This is a genomic window from Microbulbifer mangrovi, from assembly GCF_002009015.1.
Lineage (GTDB): Bacteria > Pseudomonadota > Gammaproteobacteria > Pseudomonadales > Cellvibrionaceae > Microbulbifer > Microbulbifer mangrovi.
Genome location: NZ_LZDE01000339.1, coordinates 13,415 through 29,198, shown reverse-complemented (window position 1 = coordinate 29,198; position 15,784 = coordinate 13,415). Strand labels below are relative to the sequence as shown.

Below are 15,784 nucleotides of genomic sequence, written 5' to 3'. Positions count from 1 at the left end.
GGGCCTACTCGGATAAAAGCAAAAAGTTTGAACGCGCGACTCTAACAAATTTCCCGGCGAGATTCCGGCAGCCCGGGGAACACAAAAAACGCGGCAGGATTGCCGCGTTTTCGGGGTTACAGTGCGATGCCGACGAAATGCAATCATTACACCGACATGGCGCGCATGATAATCCGTTTTTTCAGCAGAGGGCTGGCGTCTACCATGCTCAGGCCGGTATTGCGCAACCAGCGCCAGTGCAGGTCACCGGCGCCAAACAGGGACTTGAAGGTGCTCATGGCCTTCAACGTTGCCGCGTTTTCACTGCGGCGACGGCGCTGGTAGCGGGACAGCACCGATGCGTGCGCAAGGGAAATATCCCGTTTGAGTGCACGATCGATTTCCTCGCTCAGCACCGCCACATCCATCAACCCCAGGTTGACCCCCTGTCCGGCCAGTGGATGAATGCTGTGTGCGGCATCGCCGATCAGCACCGCGCCGGGACCAAAATAGGATTCTGCATGACGCGCACGCAGGGCAAAGGAAAACCGTTCGCTGACGGATTCAATGGTGCCGAGGCGACTCTCGAATGCCTTTTCCAGATTCAGGGCAAACGCCTTGTCATCCAGCATCACCAGTTCGCGGGCGAGACTGTCGTCTGCGGACCACACCACCGCACAGTGGCGATCGTCACCGAGCCCCGCCAGCGGCAGGAATGCCAGCGGACCGGTATCCAGAAATCGCTGCCAGGCCGTGGACTGGTGAGACTGCTCACAACGAGCCACGCACACCAGCGCGGTCTGCTGATACTCCACATCCCGGGTACGAATGCGCAGCAGGTCGCGCACCCGCGAGCGGGCACCGTCGGCGCCGATCAACAGGCGCGTGGTCAATACGGGCGACTGGTTGTCCAGACCCTCCACCGAGTCCCGGTCCGGGCTGCGCGATTGCAGATGCCAGAGACCGCAGTCCCGCCACCAGCTTTCCAGCTTGAACCCGGTAACCAGGTCCACATTGTCCAGTTCTTCGATACGCTCGCGCAGGGCGGCAAGAATCACGCTGTTTTCCACGATATGGCCGAGATTCGGCAGCTTCACATCGCGACAGTCGAACCACACCGAGCCGGTGCCTTCCGCGTCCCAGACACGCATCTGGGTGTAGGGACATTCCCGCTTGCCCGCGATCCGCTGCCAGGCGCCAGCCTCTTCCAACAGTGCGCGGGATGCCTCGGTAAGGGCAACAACCCGGGCGTCGTAACTGTCCTCGCGTACCTGCGGGTCTACATTGGATGCCTCCAGCAGCGATATACGCAATTGCGGGTGTCGCACGGCCAGCACTGCCGCCTGCGCCATCCCCACCATGCCACCTCCGACGATGGTTACGTCCATCCGCTGTCTGTTCATAGGCAGTTGCTCCCCGGAAAATTTGATTGAGTGGCCGGATATCCACGGCCGATACAGCTGCACCGTTATAGTGTGCTTACAGCGCAAGTCCCGCTGCTTGTCTGGCAAACCCTGCACGCAGGGCCGGAACCAGGGCGAGACCGAGCATTCCGGCCTGCCTGAGCCCACTGAGCAGCAGGCTGCGGGAGGCAAACAGCGGTGGAATGCGGTCACTGAAACCGATGGTCAGCTGCTGGTCATGTTGACGTTCGCGCCAATAAGCCTGAAGTAAGTCTAGCTCGCCGGGGCCGGCTTGCCCGAAATCCGTGCCTTTCTCTGCCATTGCCCGACCAATGGCGCGGGCGATGCCATCGCAGTCGCGCAAGGTCAGGTTAAACCCCTGTCCAGCCACCGGATGCAGGAAGTGCGCACAGTTGCCCACCAGCACCACGCTGCGCCGCACCTGCTCGCGCGCCAGGGACAGCTTGAGCGGATAACCCTGTACCTTGCCGGCACGCACCAGGCGTCCGGCGCGCCAGCCAAACACCTGCTGCAGATGGCAAATAAACTCCGCCTCTGGCAGCGACGCCAGCCGCTCCATTTCCCCCGGTTCACCGGTCCACACCAGCGCTGCGCGGTGCATACCGTCACGTCGGGGCAGCGGCAGCAGCGCCATAGGGCCGGAATCGGTAAAGCGCTCGAAGGCCACCCCGCCGTGGTCGCGCTGCAGGCCGACGGTGGTGACCAGGGCCTGCTGGTGATAATCCACTTCTTCGCTGGCGATCCCCAACTGGCGACACAGTGGTGAGCCGGTGCCATCGGCAACCACCAGCAGGCGTGTATTGAGCACGGACTCTGTGCCCGCCCCATCGCGCCACGCGATACTCGCCCCCGATGCGGTCATGGTCACCCGCTCCACATCCGCCGGCGCCAGCACCTCCACTTGAGTATCACTCAGGGCGCGATAGAGCAGCGGCCCGAGGGCAGCATTTTCAATCACCGCCCCGAGCATCCCTTCAAAACTTGCCGCAGCCTCGCGATCGGCATACAGGCTCGCGCCTAAGGTGTGCCCGCGGTCCGATACCTGTACCCGGGTGATCGGTGCCGCATACTCGCGCAACTGCTGCCACAGGCCCAGCTGCTCAAAAATCTGCAGGCTGCCAGCGGCAATGGCGGTGGCGCGGGTATCAAAGCTCGGCAGGTTCAGCGCGGCATCGCTGTTCGGCAGCGGCTGACGCTCCAGCAGGGAAACTTTCAATCCGGGGCAGTGATGTGACAACAGCAGCGCCAGGCAGGCGCCGGCCATGCCGCCGCCGACAATCGCGATATCCGCTTGCCCGCTCACAGTTGTTTGTTCAATCGAGGTCATAACAGCGCCTCCTGGACCAGATCGCCCTCGCGCATCAGGTATTCGATGTCGGCAATGGTTTTTGGCGCCGCTGCGGAAAGGACCTGCGGGCCATCTTTGTAAAGCGCCACATCATCTTCGATGCGGATTCCGATACCGCGGAATTTTTCCGGTACCCCGGCATCCTCCGCAGCAATATAAATTCCCGGTTCCACCGTCATGGTCATTCCGGCCTCCAGCTGGCGCCACTGGCCATACACCTTGTAGTCACCCACGTCGTGTACGTCCATGCCCAGCCAGTGCCCAACCCTGTGCATGTAAAAACGGCGATAGGCTCCGGACTCGATCAGTCCGTGCAGGTCTCCCTGCAGCAACCCGAGATCTTTCAGGCCACGTACGATGACTTCCACACTGGCGAGGTGTGGCTGATCCCAATCGTTGCCCACAGCAATTTTATCAATCGCCGCCTGCTGGCTGGCGAGCACAATTTCATAGACTGCCCGCTGCGGTCCGCTGAAGCGACCGTTGACCGGAAAAGTACGCGTGATATCGGCTGCATAGCCGCGATATTCGCAACCGGCATCGATCAGTACCAGATCGCCATTTTTAAGCGCGGCGTTATTCGCGATGTAATGCATCACCAGTGCGTTGCGGCCTCCACCGACGATACTCGGATAGGCGGGCTCGCGGGCACCGGCGAGGGCGAAGGAATGCAACAGTTCCGCTTCCAGTTGATACTCGTACACACCCGGGCGGCAGCGCTGCATGGCACGTCGGTGTCCCTCGGCACTGATCTCCGCAGCGCGCGCCATCAGACGGATTTCCGCCGCGCTTTTGAACAGTCGCAGGTCATGCAGGTGCGGGTCCAGGCTGACCATTTCCGGCGCACGATTTCCCCCCGCGCCAGATGTATTACCGGGTGCCTGGTCAATGGCCTGCAGATAGCTCTGCAGTCGCCGATCCAGCTGCGGAAAACGGCCCATGGTGTAATAGATAAAATCGCGCCCTTCCAGCAGTCCCGGAAGAATGTCGTCGAGATCGCCGATAGGAAAGGCATCGCAAAGACCACACTGTTCCGCCGCGCGCTCCGGCCCAAGGCGTGGTCCATCCCACATTTCTTTTTCCGCATCCCGCTCGCGACAGAACAGCAGCGTTTCTCCCTGCTCGCGCCCCGGCACCAGCACCAGCATGGACTCCGGCTCATCAAAACCGGTCAGGTACAGGAAGTCGCTGTCCTGGCGAAATGGAAAATAGGTATCGCGCGAGCGCAATTGTTCGCGGGCAGCGGGCACAATGGCGAGACTGTTGCCGTCCAGCCCTTCGATCAAGCGCTGCCGACGGCGCGCATACTCGGCTTTGGAAATATTCATGACGGTGACCGCAATACGCTCAGTGCAAAGTCGGGCCCGCGGGCTTGTCGCCGCCGGTTTGCTGGGGAGGTGCATTGCACTCGACAAAAATGTTCAGGGCCGCCATACGTACATATTCCTGCACTTCAAACAGCTGGCTTTCCTGCTCTGCACCGTTTTCCATGGACCCCGCATCCAGCTGGGCGATTTCGGCAAAGTCCTTAAGCGCCTCACTACTCGTGGGCGGCAGTTCACCGGAATATTTGCCGATACCAAATCCATGTAAAAAGCCTTCGCACCAAAGGCACAGCGTCTGCCCGCGCTCGGCCAGCTCATCGCTGGCGCTGAGCAAAGGCTGAAAAGAAAAATCTTTATCGGAAAGTTCACGCAGGCTCTGTTCCGCCAACAAGAGTCCATCGCGGGTCAGGTCTGCGGGCAGCGCATCGAGATCCAGGAACTCTGCGATCTCCTTTTGCCAGCGGGCTTTATCCGGACGCGTACCCGTCGCGAGCAGGCCGCAGATAAAACCGTGCAACTCGCTCGGTCCGATTTTGCCTCCCGCCGCCACGATCTGGTTGGCGAGATCATCGAACGAAACCTGCACTGCGGACATAAAAACTCCTGGTTACATGGGCGAACTGTCGCGGCCGCCGGAACGGCGGTTTTGCCACGAAATAATTCACCTTGTGCTGAAAATTTGAACGGCGCCCGGGAAAAACTGCCGGTCAGCGCCGACAATCAGGCGTACCAATAGGCTTTCCCCACCGGATGTGCGAATAAATCACCAAACTGGTGAAATAATGGCTGGCGGCCGCTTAGTTGAGCGTCATATAGACACTGGGGACAATTGACCCCCAAATACACCGGCAATATAGTAGCGGAATCCCCCGACTTGCGCAGGTCACAGGACGTTGGCAGGAGTGGGCGGACCACGGAACACGCAGGATATATGGATAAGATACAGGCGTTAGAACTCAAGCTGGACTCACTGCTGCAGCAGTGCCAGCAGCTGGCCGCAGACAATCGCGCCCTGCGCGAGCAGGAAGGCCAGTGGCAACGCGAGCGCCAGCGGCTGATTAAAAACAACGAAGTGGCCCGCAGCCGGGTTGAAACCATGATCAACCGACTCAAGGGCCTGGGCCAAGATAACTGATGAGCAGTAAACCGCACAACTCAGCCACGGTCGCAGTAACGATTCTCGACAAAGAGTATCGTGTCGCCTGCTCGGAAGAAGAGCAGCCCGGCCTGCAGGCGTCTGCAAAATTGCTCAATGAACGCATGGCCAAAATCCGCAACAGCGGCACAGTGATCGGTGCCGAGCGTATTGCAGTAATGGCGGCACTGAATATTGCCCACGAATTGATACAGGCCAAAGCCGACCTCGCGCGCCAACCGGTAGAAGACGATATGCTCGATCGCCTGCACGACAAAGTGCAGGCCGCGCTGGAAAAATTCGACAACCTGTAAGCACAAACACTCGCGGGTACAGCATTTAACGTACCCGTAATTAAAGTACCCGCAAATCTCCCACCCGTTGAAACATCAGTGCCGTCGCTTCTTCCCGTGACCAGGCAAGCCTCGGCGGCGACATCCACAACTTGACTATCGTTAAAAAGCACATTTTGGCGCGAAAGTGCGTTTAGCCAAGTGTGGCAGTAAGAGGTATAATTCCCCCTCGCCCTGAAGTGTTGGCCAGTTGACTATGTCCTGAGCCGATAATTCTACCCTGGAGGTTCCCAGCGGATGTTGGTGTGCAAGTCCGCCACGTAGCGGAAAGCCTTATGCATTCCGGAAACCCCCACCTTGAGCCTTACGGTTCAAGGCTATGTCATCAGCCGCATTTTCGGGGCACCTGATTTCCCTCCCTGTTCCGGTCGAATCTGACCAAGCCGGACCCCAAAAGCCCCGCGCCGATAACAGTATCCGAATGCCCAACTCCTCCATGCAATCCAAGCAGCAGCTGCGCCGAAAGATTCGCGCCGCACGCCGGGCACTCACCCCCAATCAGCAGCGGCTTGCCAGCCGGCGACTGTGCGTGCGCCTGGCTCTTTGCCCGGAGCTCAAGCGCGCCCGTCATATCGGCCTCTACTGGCCCTCGGATGGGGAGATAGACCCGCGCCCGTTATTGCGACGATTCCCGCACAAGCGCTTCTACCTGCCCGCCCTGCCCCGCGCCACCCGCACGACCATGAATTTCCTGCACTGGCCCGGAGCCACACTGCGCTACCGCAATCGCTACGGCATACCGGAACCTGTGATCGGGCGCAGCCACCCCAGAAACCCGCAACAGCTGGATCTGGTATTGCTGCCGCTAGTGGCATTTGATCCCAGTGGCGCACGCCTGGGTATGGGCGGCGGCTACTATGACCGCACTTTCGCGTTCAAGCATCTGCACCCGGGCAGCGGTCCCAAACTGGTGGGGATTGCCCACCAGCTGCAGTGCGTGGCACACCTGCCGGTAGAGAGCTGGGATATTCCATTGACCCTGGTGGCCACTGACGAACGCCTCTACCGCTGTCGGTAACCGGTCGGTCAACTGTTGATAACGGAAAGAAAACAGGAAGCCTCCTGTATTCGACAGGCACAAAAAAGCCGAACCGCTGTTTCCAGGGTTCGGCTTTTTTGATTTGGCGTCAGCCAGCGGCGGGCGAAGGGATCAGCGAGTGACCACTCCCTGCTGCAGGGCTGCCGGCGCCTCTTCCTCATCGGAGGAGAACACTTCGGTCAGACCGGAACTACTCAGCAGTACGCCCGCAACAAAGACAACTACAGCGAGTGTCAATGCATCGGGTTTCATGGGGACCATCCTGTAAGATTGGAATTCTTGTTTTTTTCGATCTCTTTTTAATCCTGGCGATCTGCGCCGCCAGTGCTGGTTTGGACCCGAGATTGCCGGAAAGTTCCCGTCGATGAGAGAAAAAACCCATCGATTTGTCCGTTCCCGTCAGCCTCATTGTGACCAAACAGCGATCAAAAGATACTCGATTGATGGCCAAATAGTAACCCGTCAAGCGTCTTTTTTTGAGAAAACCCTCACATTTTGAGAATTGCAAGTTCGACAGATCGAATCTGGTGATCTACTCATCGCGAAAAATGACGACCGCAGCACATTTTGCACATCAGCCGTCACTGGCGCGCGATCAGTCCTTCCGCGTCCGCGACAGAAAGAAGCGGTAGGCCGGGTTTTCCGTCTCATCCCAGAACGGGTAGTGCAGCTGATCCAGCAGCGCTTTCAGCGCCGGCCGCTCGTCCTCGCTAACCTCCAGACCTACCAGTACCCGTCCGTAGGCAGCACCGTGGTTGCGATAGTGGAACAGGGTGATGTTCCAGCGTCCCGCCAGCTGATCGAGGAACTTGCGCAGGGCACCGGGGCGCTCGGGGAACTCGAACCGGTACACCACCTCGTTATCGATACCCGGCGCACGTCCACCCACCAGGTGGCGGATATGCAGCTTGGCCATCTCGTTATCGGTGAGATCCGTCACCTGGTAACCGCCCTCCTGCAACTGGGCCACCAGCTGCTGGCGGTCCGCATCGGTGCTGACCTGCATGCCCACGAAGATATGCGCCTCGCCGCTGTTGGCGTAGCGGTAGTTGAATTCGGTAATCGAGCGATCGCCCAGGTCGCGACAGAACTGCAGATAACTGCCCGGCTTTTCCGGGATGGTCACCGCCAGCACCGCTTCGCGCTTCTCACCGATCTCGGTGCGCTCGCTGATATAGCGCAATCGGTCGAAGTTGGTATTGGCACCACTGCACACGGTCGCCAGCGACTGGTTCTGCTCACCGCTCTGCTCTGCGTATTTCTTCAGCCCGGCAAGACCCACCGCACCGGCGGGCTCGGCGATGGAGCGGGTGTCCTCGAAGATGTCCTTGATCGCCGCGCAGATTTCATCGGTGGTCACGGTAATGACGCCGTCGATGGTTTCGCGCAGCACGCGGAAGGTCTCCTCTCCGATCTGCGCCACCGCCACGCCGTCGGCAAACAGGCCCACCTGGGGCAGGCGCTCGCGGCTGTCCGCCTCCATGGCCACCTTCAGGCAGGCCGCGTCTTCCGGTTCCACCGCGTAGACCTTGATCTCCGGGCGCACGTATTTGATATACGCCGCCATACCTGCAGCCAGGCCACCGCCCCCCACGGGGATGAACACCGCGTCCAGGTTACCCGGGTGCTGGCGCAGCAACTCCATGGCCACCGTGCCCTGACCGGCAATCACGTCGGGATCGTCGTAGGGATGGATAAACACCAGGCCGCGCTCTTCCACCAATTGCTTGGCACGCGCCGCCGCCTCATCGAAGGTATCCCCGTGCAGTACCACTTCCGCGCCACGCATGCGCACCGCATTCACCTTGATCGCCGGTGTGGTGGAAGGCATCACGATGGTGGCTCGCACTCCCATCTGCTGGGCACCCAGCGCCAGGCCCTGGGCGTGGTTGCCCGCGGACGCCGCAATCACACCGCGCGCACGTTGCTCCGGCGGCAACTGCAGGAGTTTGTTGTAGGCGCCGCGAATCTTGAAGGAGAACACCGGTTGCAGGTCTTCGCGCTTCAGCAAAACACGGTTGCCGAGACGATGGGACATCTGGCGCATCGGCTCCAGTGGGGTTTCGATGGCGACATCGTAAATGCGCGCGTCTAAAATGCGCTTGATATAGGACTTGGGCATGACAGAAATCGGCAGCCGATGGATGTTAGGGAGCCCGCCAGTCTAATCGCTACACAGCACCAAAGCCACAGATAAGCCGGTTTTGCGCGAAAAAATCTTCGCAAGCGGGCATTTTTATCGCAAACATTGCACAAGGAAGCCTTCCCCTCCATGAAAGAGCCCATCAATCAGGATCAACTCAAGCAGGATGTCGCCCGTGCCGCGGTGGAATACATCACCCCCATGCTAGACGCAGACACCATAGTTGGCGTTGGCACTGGCTCCACTGCCAACTACTTCATCGACTTCCTGGCAGAGAAAAAGGGACTGTTCGACGGCACCGTGGCCAGCTCCGAAGCCTCCGCCGAGCGCCTCAAGTCCCACGGTATCCCGGTCTACGACCTCAACTCGGTGGACGGCATCCGCGTGTATGTGGACGGCGCCGATGAAACCAACCCGCTGCTGCAACTGATCAAGGGCGGCGGCGCGGCGCTGACCCGGGAAAAAATTGTAGCTGCCTGCTCCGAGGAATTTGTCTGTATCGCCGACGATAGCAAATGGGTAGAAGTGCTGGGCAACTTCCCGCTGCCGGTGGAAGTGATCCCGATGGCGCGCTCCTATGTGGCCCGCGAGCTGGTGAAGCTCGGCGGCGATCCGGTATACCGCGAGGGTGTGACTACCGACAACGGCAATGTCATTCTGGACGTGCACAATATGCAGATCGCCAAACCGCTGCAGCTGGAAAGCGACATCAACAATATTACCGGTGTGGTTACCAACGGCCTGTTTGCTGCGCGCCCCGCAGATATCCTGTTACTGGGCACCGCCGATGGTGTAAAGACCATCAAGTCGAAAGTCTGAGACCCTCAATTAGTGGACCAATGACGAACAACAATAACGTATGGAAACTGGCACTGCTCGCCCTGCCACTACTGGCGGCGGGCTGTGCCACCACACCGCCCAGCAACACCGATAACGTTTGCGAAATCTTCCGCGAGAAGGACGACTGGTATCACGACGCGGCGAAATCCGCGCGCAAGTGGAACACCCCCATCGCCACCATGATGGCCACCCTGCACCAGGAATCCCGTTTTGTGCACGATGCCAAGCCACCGCGCACCAAGATCCTGTGGATATTCCCCGGACCGCGCCCGTCGGATGCCTATGGCTATTCACAGGCACTGGGCACCACCTGGAAGAGTTATCAGCGCGCCACCGGCAACTACGGCGGTGACCGCGACGATTTTGAGGACGCCATCGACTTTGTCGGCTGGTACCACAACACCAGCCAGCGCCAGTGCCGCATCAAGTCCAACGATACCTACCATCTGTACCTCGCCTACCACGAGGGCCAGGGCGGCTTTAACCGCCGCACCTACCGCAACAAAAAATGGCTACAGAAAGTCGCTCACAAGGTATCTGCGCGGGCGCAGAGTTACCAGCGCCAGCTGAATAGTTGCGAGGCGTCACTCAAGAAGCGTAAAAAATTCCTCGGCCTGTTCTAAATTCGCACCGCTACCAGCGCACAAATTCTTTGCCGCCAGCCCAGTCTGGCGGCAAATGGCGCAAACACAGCGGAATAACAACTACCCTTTGCAGACAGCGCTTTGCCGCGACGGCGGACTTGATCCCGAACCTGATCAAAGTTTCCCCGGCCAAAGCCTGTAGCCCTCAATGAACGCTGGGCGTGCACACTGCACAGAAGCGTATTCTCAATAACGAGAGGTGCTCAATGAAGCCGACCGCCATCTACTCCGCCGCACTCGCTCTGGCTCTCGCCGTTTCCAGTGCCTTTGCAGAAACCGCCGTGAGCGACGCCCAGCTGCAGAAATTCGCCGACGCCTACCGCTCTATCGTCACCCTGAGCCAGGAATACGCGCCCAAGATCAAATCTGCAGCCGACGCCGCCGCCGCGGAAGCGATCAATGTGGAGGCACAGTCCAAGATGGTGGCCGCGGTACAGAGTGCTGGTCTGAGCAAAGAGGAATACCAGGGCATTGCCACCCAGCTCCGCAACGATCCCGCACTGCTGCAGCGCGTAAATGATATGCTGAAGAGCGCCGCCGCCAATCAATAACGGCTGGCTGTGAGCCCGGAATTCGTCACCTCGCCGGGCATTTTCACGGACATGATTCTTCCTATTATTCCGGTGCCGGAATCTGTTCCGGCGCCAGCTCCAGCACCCGGGCGATATCCGCCAGGTGCGCGCGTACCCAGCCCCCATCGATAGAGCCCCAATCCTGCAGCGCGTAATAGCCGTCGTTATTGCGCACTCCCTGCTGTATGAATTCCACCCGGGTGCCATGTCCGGGCAATCCCTTGGCGATCACATCCTGGATGGTGCGCCGCGGCCAGCCGGTGACTTCTTCCAGTGCCGGGTTGTTGGGGCGGGGCAAACGCTCAATCAGGTAGGCGATCAGCAGGCGTCGACAGATGGTGGGGTTGAGATCGACGGCGGGGGAGTCGGTCATTGAAGGCTGGGTCATGGAGGCTTCCTGTCTCTCAATTTTGGGATACTGCTTGTTCCATTTGTAGCACACAATCACCCCGAACTTCCAAGTCTGCAAACAGGCTGTTATCTGCGCAATCCGCACAGCGCGGGACTTTTTATGCACCATTTTGCATAATCCCCCACAAACCTGCCCCATTTGAGCAATAAACGGGCACAGACAGGTAAGACCAGAGCCTGCGAATACTCCTCACTGATAGTGGAACCGGAAGCGTGATTGCAGAAACTGAAACCCCCGCTCAGCACGGTGAGCAGCCCGCCAAAACCTTCGCCGAGCCCGGGATCCTGGCAGGCGCGGTATTTGCCCATCTCGCTGGCGCCCGCGCCGCAGGTATCGACTGCGAGCAACTGCTGTGCGACGCAGGTATTGACCCGGTCGCCACCACCGCCCCCAATGCCAGGGTAGGCCGCGAGCAGCTTGCGCGGCTGCTGCGCCTGTTGTGGGATCAGCTGGGGGATGAATCCGGCGGCTATCTGGCACGCCCCTGGTTACCCGGCACCTTCGCCATGATGGGCCATGCCACCATCACCTGCCCGACCCTGCGCCGAGCGCTGCTGCGCTCCAGCCGCTTTGTGGCGATGGTAAGTGACGACATTCATATCAAGCTGGTGGAAAACGGTGAGGAAGCACGGCTCATCTTCCACCACGAAAATCCCAAGCAATTGCACAACCAGAATTTTGTCGAATCCATGGCGGTGATCTGGCTGCGTTTTTTCAGCTGGATGATCGACCGCACCATCCTGCTGGAGCGGGTACACCTCGCGTTTCCGCCACCGGACTACGACGAAGACTACAACGATATGTTCCCCTGCCGGCACTACTTCGAGCAGTCGGAAACCTGCCTGGTATTCAATACACGCTACCTCAGCTTGCCGCTCACCCGCGACGCCCAGCAACTGAGTGAATTCCTCGCCCGCTCGCCCGAGTGCCTGCTCACCCAGTACAAGTCCGACAACAGCTTTACCGGCCGTATCCGGCGCATGCTGCAGGGGGACAACAGTATCGAGAACCTGTCCCTGGATGACGTGGCGGAACGCCTGTACACCTCGCCGCAAACCCTGCGCCGCCGCCTGAAAGACGAGGGCAACAGCTGGCAGGACATCAAGGATTCCGTGCGCCGGGATATGGCCATGTACCAGCTGAAACAGCAGGAAACCGCGGTCGCAGAAATTGCCGAGCGCCTCGGGTTTTCCGAACCCAGCGCGTTCAACCGCGCGTTTAAAAAATGGACCGGACTCGCGCCCGGCGCCTACCGAGAAAAATACCGGAGCTGACCGCAGCATATTGCGAACAAGCAAAAGAAAAACCCGCGGCGAACCGCGGGTTTTTCCGTTCGGGGCAGTGAAAACTTATTGCTGATCGAAGGAGGTCACCTTCACCACAATACGGCGATTCTTCTGCTTGCCCTCCTCGGTCTCGTTATCCGCAACCGGATTGGCCGAGCCGAGTCCAACCGCCTTCATGCGCCCCTCATCGATACCCGCATCCACCAGCATCTTCATCACCGCCTGAGCGCGAGACTCGGAAAGCTTCTGGTTTGCACCGGCATCACCGTCGCTGTCGGTGTGCCCTTCGACCGCAATCGACAGGCCGGGGTTTTCCTGCATGATGCTGATCAATGTCTGCACATCTGGTAGTGATGCGGCATTGGGCATACTGCCATCGGTGGGGAATTCGATATTGAGTGCAAACTCGCGGTTTGGATCGCGGTTGGCATTGTCCAGGTACTCGCGGAAGGATTGCCCGAAATCCGCACTGTCGGTGTCAGTACTGGTTTCCGAGTCGGTGGACATATCGGTATCGGGTACCGTGGTGGTGCCGCCATCGAGGGTCGGGTCCGTGGGGGTTTCCTCCACGATCACTTCATCCTGCTCCATCACCGCACCGCCCGAGCCATCGTCCATTTTCTCTTTCTTGGCACACATATTCAGCGCCCAGAGTACTGCCAGCGCAATCAGCAGCGGCCATAGCCATTTGCCAAAACCGCTCTTTCTTGCCGGCGGCGGAGCTTGCGCAGCCTGCCGGGGGGTGGTTTCCACCACGGTGCGCTCGGCCAGCTCATCCAGGTTGTCGGCTCCCAGCTGCTTCAGCAACCCGCCGGGCAACTGATCCTTGATATGGGCTTTCTGTCCCAGCAGCAACGCTGCCAGGCCCTCCATATTCAGGCCTTTGCTTTTCACCAGTTTGCCTACCAGTGACATGATCACCGGCGCCGCGATGCGCAACAGCGATCCGCTCTTGGTGCTGTCCAGCCCCAGGGCACTGGAGATGACGTTGATCACACCGTCTTTGTTGTTGCTGAACACCGAGTCCAGCATGCTGCCACCAACATCCTGCAGGCTGGTCATTTTGTCGGGGCTGGCGAAAATATCTCCGGGTGACGACAGGTCCATACCGGTGCTCTTGGTCGCCATGTTCAGCAGTGCGCCCAGACCGCTCTCGCTGCCCGCCTTGTTCAGCATGCCCGCAAGCACGGATGCCGCACCGGTGCTGAATGCGGATTCAGCCTTGTCTTCCCCAAGTCCCAGCGCATTACCCAGTGCGCTCAGACCCGAAGAGCCCAAATGGCGCACAGCCATTTCCAAAAGATTGTCAGCCATTTGCGTACCTCGCGATTGTGTTCGATGGAACCACTCTCAACAGTGTACGGCAGCAAAATCCACCGGTTAGGTCATTTCAGAATAACCGTGTCAGCATGCATCAGAATGTGGAATCCTGCGAAGCGGCCCCGTTTCCGGGTGTCCAGAACCGTGGGCTGGAAACTTGCATATCACAACGCGGTCACAGGCGTTACCATCCAACTTGATCTGAAACCGCAAATAATCACTAATAATGGAGACCAGATGCACCACAAATTAACCCCCTGCACACTCGCCATCACCGCCCTTTTTCTGGCTGGTTGCAATGGAATCCAGTTCAATACCAACGCCGGCCCCTACGTCTCTGACCGGCTCAGCAGCACACTGGTGCGGGAATACACAATCTCGGAAATCAGCCAGTACGACGCCACAACCCTGGGCTTTGTGGAAGCATCCTATTGCCAGGACAAGCTGAACGAACGCAAGGCCAGCAAAACCACACTGGTCCGTGACCTCAAGGTGCGCACCCAGAAAATGGGGGGCAACGGGCTGGTAGTGGAGGCCTGTGGGACGACCGAATTCAGTGGCTGCCTCAGCTATATGGAGTGCCGCGGCGTTGCCTATGCGGTGCCGGAACGCAAAGGGGACGACCTGCCCGCTAATGCCGCCAACACGCATTTGTAAATACGGCTGGATTAACGGAATGGCAATTGCGACTGGCGCGTAACGGCATTCCATCTTCTCGCTGTTGGGCTAACTTAAGGAGATGTCAGGTGCAGCGATTGCCTGACAGCTAATTAATCAACCAACAATAAATTCAGCGAGAGAAATCCATGATTCCGAGAACCGTTTACTCTGCCGAACACGAGCAATTCCGCGACAGCGTGCAGAAATTCCTCGAGCAGGAGGCTGCCCCTTATCACCACCAGTGGGAAAAGGATGGCCAGGTAGACCGCGAGTTGTGGCGCAAGGCCGGCGCCATGGGCTTTCTCTGTCCGCAGGTTCCGGAGGCTTACGGCGGCCTGGAACTGGACTTTGGCTACAACGCCATTGTGGATGAAGAGATTTCTCGCCTCGGACTCACCGGAATAGGCTGGGGCCTGCACTCGGATATCGCCGTACCCTACATCGTCAATTACGCCACCGAAGAGCAGAAACAGAAATACCTACCTGGTTGTATCAGCGGCGATATTGTTACCGCCATCGCCATGACCGAACCCGGCGCCGGCTCAGATCTGCAGGGTGTGCGTACCACTGCGATCAAAAATGGCGATCACTACCTACTGAACGGCTCCAAAACCTTTATCACCAACGGCCAGCACGCTGACCTGGTGGTGGTGGTTGCGAAAACCGATCCCAGCGCCGGCGCCGCGGGTGTCAGCCTGTTCCTGGTGGAAGCAGACCTGCCCGGATTCAAGAAAGGTACCAACCTGGAAAAGGTGGGTATGAAAGCCCAGGATACTTCCGAGCTGTTTTTCGACGACGTCAAAGTTCCGGCCGAAAACCTGCTGGGGGGTGAGGGCCAGGGCTTTATTTACCTGATGCAGGAACTGCCCCAGGAACGCTTGAGCGTCGCAGTGAATGCCATCGCCAACTGCGAGGCCGCCATCGGCTGGACCATTGAATACGTCAAGGATCGCAAAGCCTTCGGCAAGCCCATCGCCGCCTTCCAGAATACCCAGTTCAAGCTTGCCGAGCTGGACAGCGAACTCACCGCCCTGCGGGTGTTCGTCGACCGCTGCCTGGAACTTCACTACGACAGGAAACTGGATGTCTCTACCGCGGCCAAGGCCAAGCTCCTCGCCACGGACTTCCAGTGCAAACTGCTGGATGAATGTATGCAACTGCACGGCGGCTTCGGCTATATGTGGGAATACCCCATCGCCCGCGCCTGGGCAGATGCGCGGGTACAACGGATCTACGCAGGCACCAATGAGATCATGAAGCTGATTATTTCCCGAGACCTGCTGAAGGAATAATTCATCCTTTCA

Annotated in this window: 17 protein-coding genes and 1 other RNA gene; 10 read left to right on the top strand and 8 right to left on the bottom strand. The window is 59.1% G+C overall.

Annotated features, from left to right (window positions below; all coding sequences use genetic code 11):
* Nucleotides 1-146 precede the first annotated feature (146 nt).
* The 4 genes from B4U49_RS15445 to B4U49_RS15430 all read right to left on the bottom strand — a co-directional run bounded on the left by B4U49_RS15445 (nt 147) and on the right by B4U49_RS15430 (nt 4,671).
* Nucleotides 147-1,382, bottom strand: a complete 1,236-nt coding sequence (locus tag B4U49_RS15445) for a UbiH/UbiF/VisC/COQ6 family ubiquinone biosynthesis hydroxylase (RefSeq protein ID WP_239692661.1) — start codon at nt 1,380-1,382, stop codon at nt 147-149.
* Nucleotides 1,383-1,458: 76 nt separating this feature from the next.
* A complete protein-coding gene (locus tag B4U49_RS15440; protein WP_078085502.1) occupies nt 1,459-2,730 on the bottom strand; it encodes an FAD-dependent monooxygenase in 1,272 nt (423 codons plus the stop codon).
* Nucleotides 2,727-4,079 carry a Xaa-Pro aminopeptidase gene (gene pepP / locus B4U49_RS15435; RefSeq protein WP_078085501.1) on the bottom strand — a complete coding sequence of 451 codons (1,353 nt, stop codon included), beginning with the start codon at nt 4,077-4,079 and terminating at the stop codon, nt 2,727-2,729. The genes B4U49_RS15440 and pepP overlap by 4 nt, the downstream gene beginning before the upstream one ends.
* Before the next feature lie 19 nt (nt 4,080-4,098).
* Nucleotides 4,099-4,671 (bottom strand): UPF0149 family protein, encoded by a 573-nt coding sequence (locus tag B4U49_RS15430; protein ID WP_078085500.1) that lies wholly within the window; start codon nt 4,669-4,671, stop codon nt 4,099-4,101.
* Between the two features lie 336 nt (nt 4,672-5,007).
* Between B4U49_RS15430 and B4U49_RS15425 the strand changes: the two genes are divergently transcribed.
* The 4 genes from B4U49_RS15425 (at nt 5,008) to B4U49_RS15410 (ending at nt 6,582) form a co-directional block, all read left to right on the top strand.
* Entirely contained in the window at nt 5,008-5,211 is a 204-nt protein-coding gene (locus B4U49_RS15425; RefSeq protein WP_078085499.1) for a TIGR02449 family protein, read from the top strand.
* Nucleotides 5,211-5,525, top strand: coding sequence for a cell division protein ZapA (locus B4U49_RS15420; protein ID WP_078085498.1), 315 nt, complete (start codon nt 5,211-5,213; stop codon nt 5,523-5,525). The genes B4U49_RS15425 and B4U49_RS15420 overlap by 1 nt, the downstream gene beginning before the upstream one ends.
* A gap of 207 nt (nt 5,526-5,732) precedes the next feature.
* Nucleotides 5,733-5,912, top strand: a non-coding RNA gene (gene ssrS / locus B4U49_RS15415) — 6S RNA.
* Nucleotides 5,913-5,985: 73 nt separating this feature from the next.
* Entirely contained in the window at nt 5,986-6,582 is a 597-nt protein-coding gene (locus B4U49_RS15410) for a 5-formyltetrahydrofolate cyclo-ligase (RefSeq protein ID WP_078085497.1), read from the top strand.
* A gap of 132 nt (nt 6,583-6,714) precedes the next feature.
* Here B4U49_RS15410 and B4U49_RS19145 read toward each other — a convergent pair whose 3' ends face one another.
* Both B4U49_RS19145 and ilvA read right to left on the bottom strand, forming a co-directional pair.
* Complete coding sequence (locus B4U49_RS19145) at nt 6,715-6,855, bottom strand: hypothetical protein (RefSeq protein ID WP_162276141.1); 141 nt, start codon at nt 6,853-6,855, stop codon at nt 6,715-6,717.
* Nucleotides 6,856-7,198: 343 nt separating this feature from the next.
* Entirely contained in the window at nt 7,199-8,725 is a 1,527-nt protein-coding gene (ilvA, locus tag B4U49_RS15405; RefSeq protein ID WP_078085496.1) for a threonine ammonia-lyase, biosynthetic, read from the bottom strand.
* A gap of 162 nt (nt 8,726-8,887) precedes the next feature.
* Between ilvA and rpiA the strand changes: the two genes are divergently transcribed.
* The 3 genes from rpiA (at nt 8,888) to B4U49_RS15390 (ending at nt 10,781) form a co-directional block, all read left to right on the top strand.
* Nucleotides 8,888-9,565, top strand: a complete 678-nt coding sequence (gene rpiA / locus B4U49_RS15400; protein WP_078085530.1) for a ribose-5-phosphate isomerase RpiA — start codon at nt 8,888-8,890, stop codon at nt 9,563-9,565.
* A 20-nt stretch (nt 9,566-9,585) separates the two neighbouring features.
* Nucleotides 9,586-10,209: a transglycosylase SLT domain-containing protein gene (locus B4U49_RS15395; protein WP_078085495.1), complete on the top strand. Its 624-nt coding sequence runs from the start codon at nt 9,586-9,588 to the stop codon at nt 10,207-10,209.
* 227 nt (nt 10,210-10,436) lie between these two features.
* Entirely contained in the window at nt 10,437-10,781 is a 345-nt protein-coding gene (locus B4U49_RS15390) for a DUF4168 domain-containing protein (RefSeq protein WP_078085494.1), read from the top strand.
* Nucleotides 10,782-10,845: 64 nt separating this feature from the next.
* On the opposite strand, the gene B4U49_RS15385 is transcribed toward B4U49_RS15390, so the two are convergent.
* Nucleotides 10,846-11,190, bottom strand: coding sequence for a helix-turn-helix domain-containing protein (locus B4U49_RS15385; RefSeq protein ID WP_239692660.1), 345 nt, complete (start codon nt 11,188-11,190; stop codon nt 10,846-10,848).
* A 236-nt stretch (nt 11,191-11,426) separates the two neighbouring features.
* Here B4U49_RS15385 and B4U49_RS15380 point away from each other — a divergent pair, with 236 nt between their 5' ends.
* Complete coding sequence (locus B4U49_RS15380; RefSeq protein ID WP_078085493.1) at nt 11,427-12,488, top strand: AraC family transcriptional regulator; 1,062 nt, start codon at nt 11,427-11,429, stop codon at nt 12,486-12,488.
* 75 nt (nt 12,489-12,563) lie between these two features.
* On the opposite strand, the gene B4U49_RS15375 is transcribed toward B4U49_RS15380, so the two are convergent.
* Complete coding sequence (locus tag B4U49_RS15375) at nt 12,564-13,814, bottom strand: OmpA family protein (protein ID WP_078085492.1); 1,251 nt, start codon at nt 13,812-13,814, stop codon at nt 12,564-12,566.
* 243 nt (nt 13,815-14,057) lie between these two features.
* Between B4U49_RS15375 and B4U49_RS15370 the strand changes: the two genes are divergently transcribed.
* Both B4U49_RS15370 and B4U49_RS15365 read left to right on the top strand, forming a co-directional pair.
* Complete coding sequence (locus B4U49_RS15370) at nt 14,058-14,477, top strand: hypothetical protein (protein WP_078085491.1); 420 nt, start codon at nt 14,058-14,060, stop codon at nt 14,475-14,477.
* 149 nt (nt 14,478-14,626) lie between these two features.
* Nucleotides 14,627-15,772, top strand: a complete 1,146-nt coding sequence (locus B4U49_RS15365) for an acyl-CoA dehydrogenase family protein (RefSeq protein WP_078085490.1) — start codon at nt 14,627-14,629, stop codon at nt 15,770-15,772.
* Nucleotides 15,773-15,784: the final 12 nt, after the last annotated feature.

Excerpts from the sequence above, each read along its gene's own strand:
- B4U49_RS15445 (WP_239692661.1), bottom strand. The coding sequence starts at position 1,382 with ATGAACAGACAGCGGATGGACGTAACCATCGTCGGAGGTGGCATGGTG.
- B4U49_RS15440 (WP_078085502.1), bottom strand. The coding sequence starts at position 2,730 with ATGACCTCGATTGAACAAACAACTGTGAGCGGGCAAGCGGATATCGCG.
- pepP (WP_078085501.1), bottom strand. The coding sequence starts at position 4,079 with ATGAATATTTCCAAAGCCGAGTATGCGCGCCGTCGGCAGCGCTTGATC.
- B4U49_RS15430 (WP_078085500.1), bottom strand. The coding sequence starts at position 4,671 with ATGTCCGCAGTGCAGGTTTCGTTCGATGATCTCGCCAACCAGATCGTG.
- B4U49_RS15425 (WP_078085499.1), top strand. The coding sequence starts at position 5,008 with ATGGATAAGATACAGGCGTTAGAACTCAAGCTGGACTCACTGCTGCAG.
- B4U49_RS15420 (WP_078085498.1), top strand. The coding sequence starts at position 5,211 with ATGAGCAGTAAACCGCACAACTCAGCCACGGTCGCAGTAACGATTCTC.
- B4U49_RS15410 (WP_078085497.1), top strand. The coding sequence starts at position 5,986 with ATGCCCAACTCCTCCATGCAATCCAAGCAGCAGCTGCGCCGAAAGATT.
- B4U49_RS19145 (WP_162276141.1), bottom strand. The coding sequence starts at position 6,855 with ATGAAACCCGATGCATTGACACTCGCTGTAGTTGTCTTTGTTGCGGGC.
- ilvA (WP_078085496.1), bottom strand. The coding sequence starts at position 8,725 with ATGCCCAAGTCCTATATCAAGCGCATTTTAGACGCGCGCATTTACGAT.
- B4U49_RS15395 (WP_078085495.1), top strand. The coding sequence starts at position 9,586 with ATGACGAACAACAATAACGTATGGAAACTGGCACTGCTCGCCCTGCCA.
- B4U49_RS15390 (WP_078085494.1), top strand. The coding sequence starts at position 10,437 with ATGAAGCCGACCGCCATCTACTCCGCCGCACTCGCTCTGGCTCTCGCC.
- B4U49_RS15385 (WP_239692660.1), bottom strand. The coding sequence starts at position 11,190 with ATGACCCAGCCTTCAATGACCGACTCCCCCGCCGTCGATCTCAACCCC.
- B4U49_RS15375 (WP_078085492.1), bottom strand. The coding sequence starts at position 13,814 with ATGGCTGACAATCTTTTGGAAATGGCTGTGCGCCATTTGGGCTCTTCG.
- B4U49_RS15370 (WP_078085491.1), top strand. The coding sequence starts at position 14,058 with ATGCACCACAAATTAACCCCCTGCACACTCGCCATCACCGCCCTTTTT.
- B4U49_RS15365 (WP_078085490.1), top strand. The coding sequence starts at position 14,627 with ATGATTCCGAGAACCGTTTACTCTGCCGAACACGAGCAATTCCGCGAC.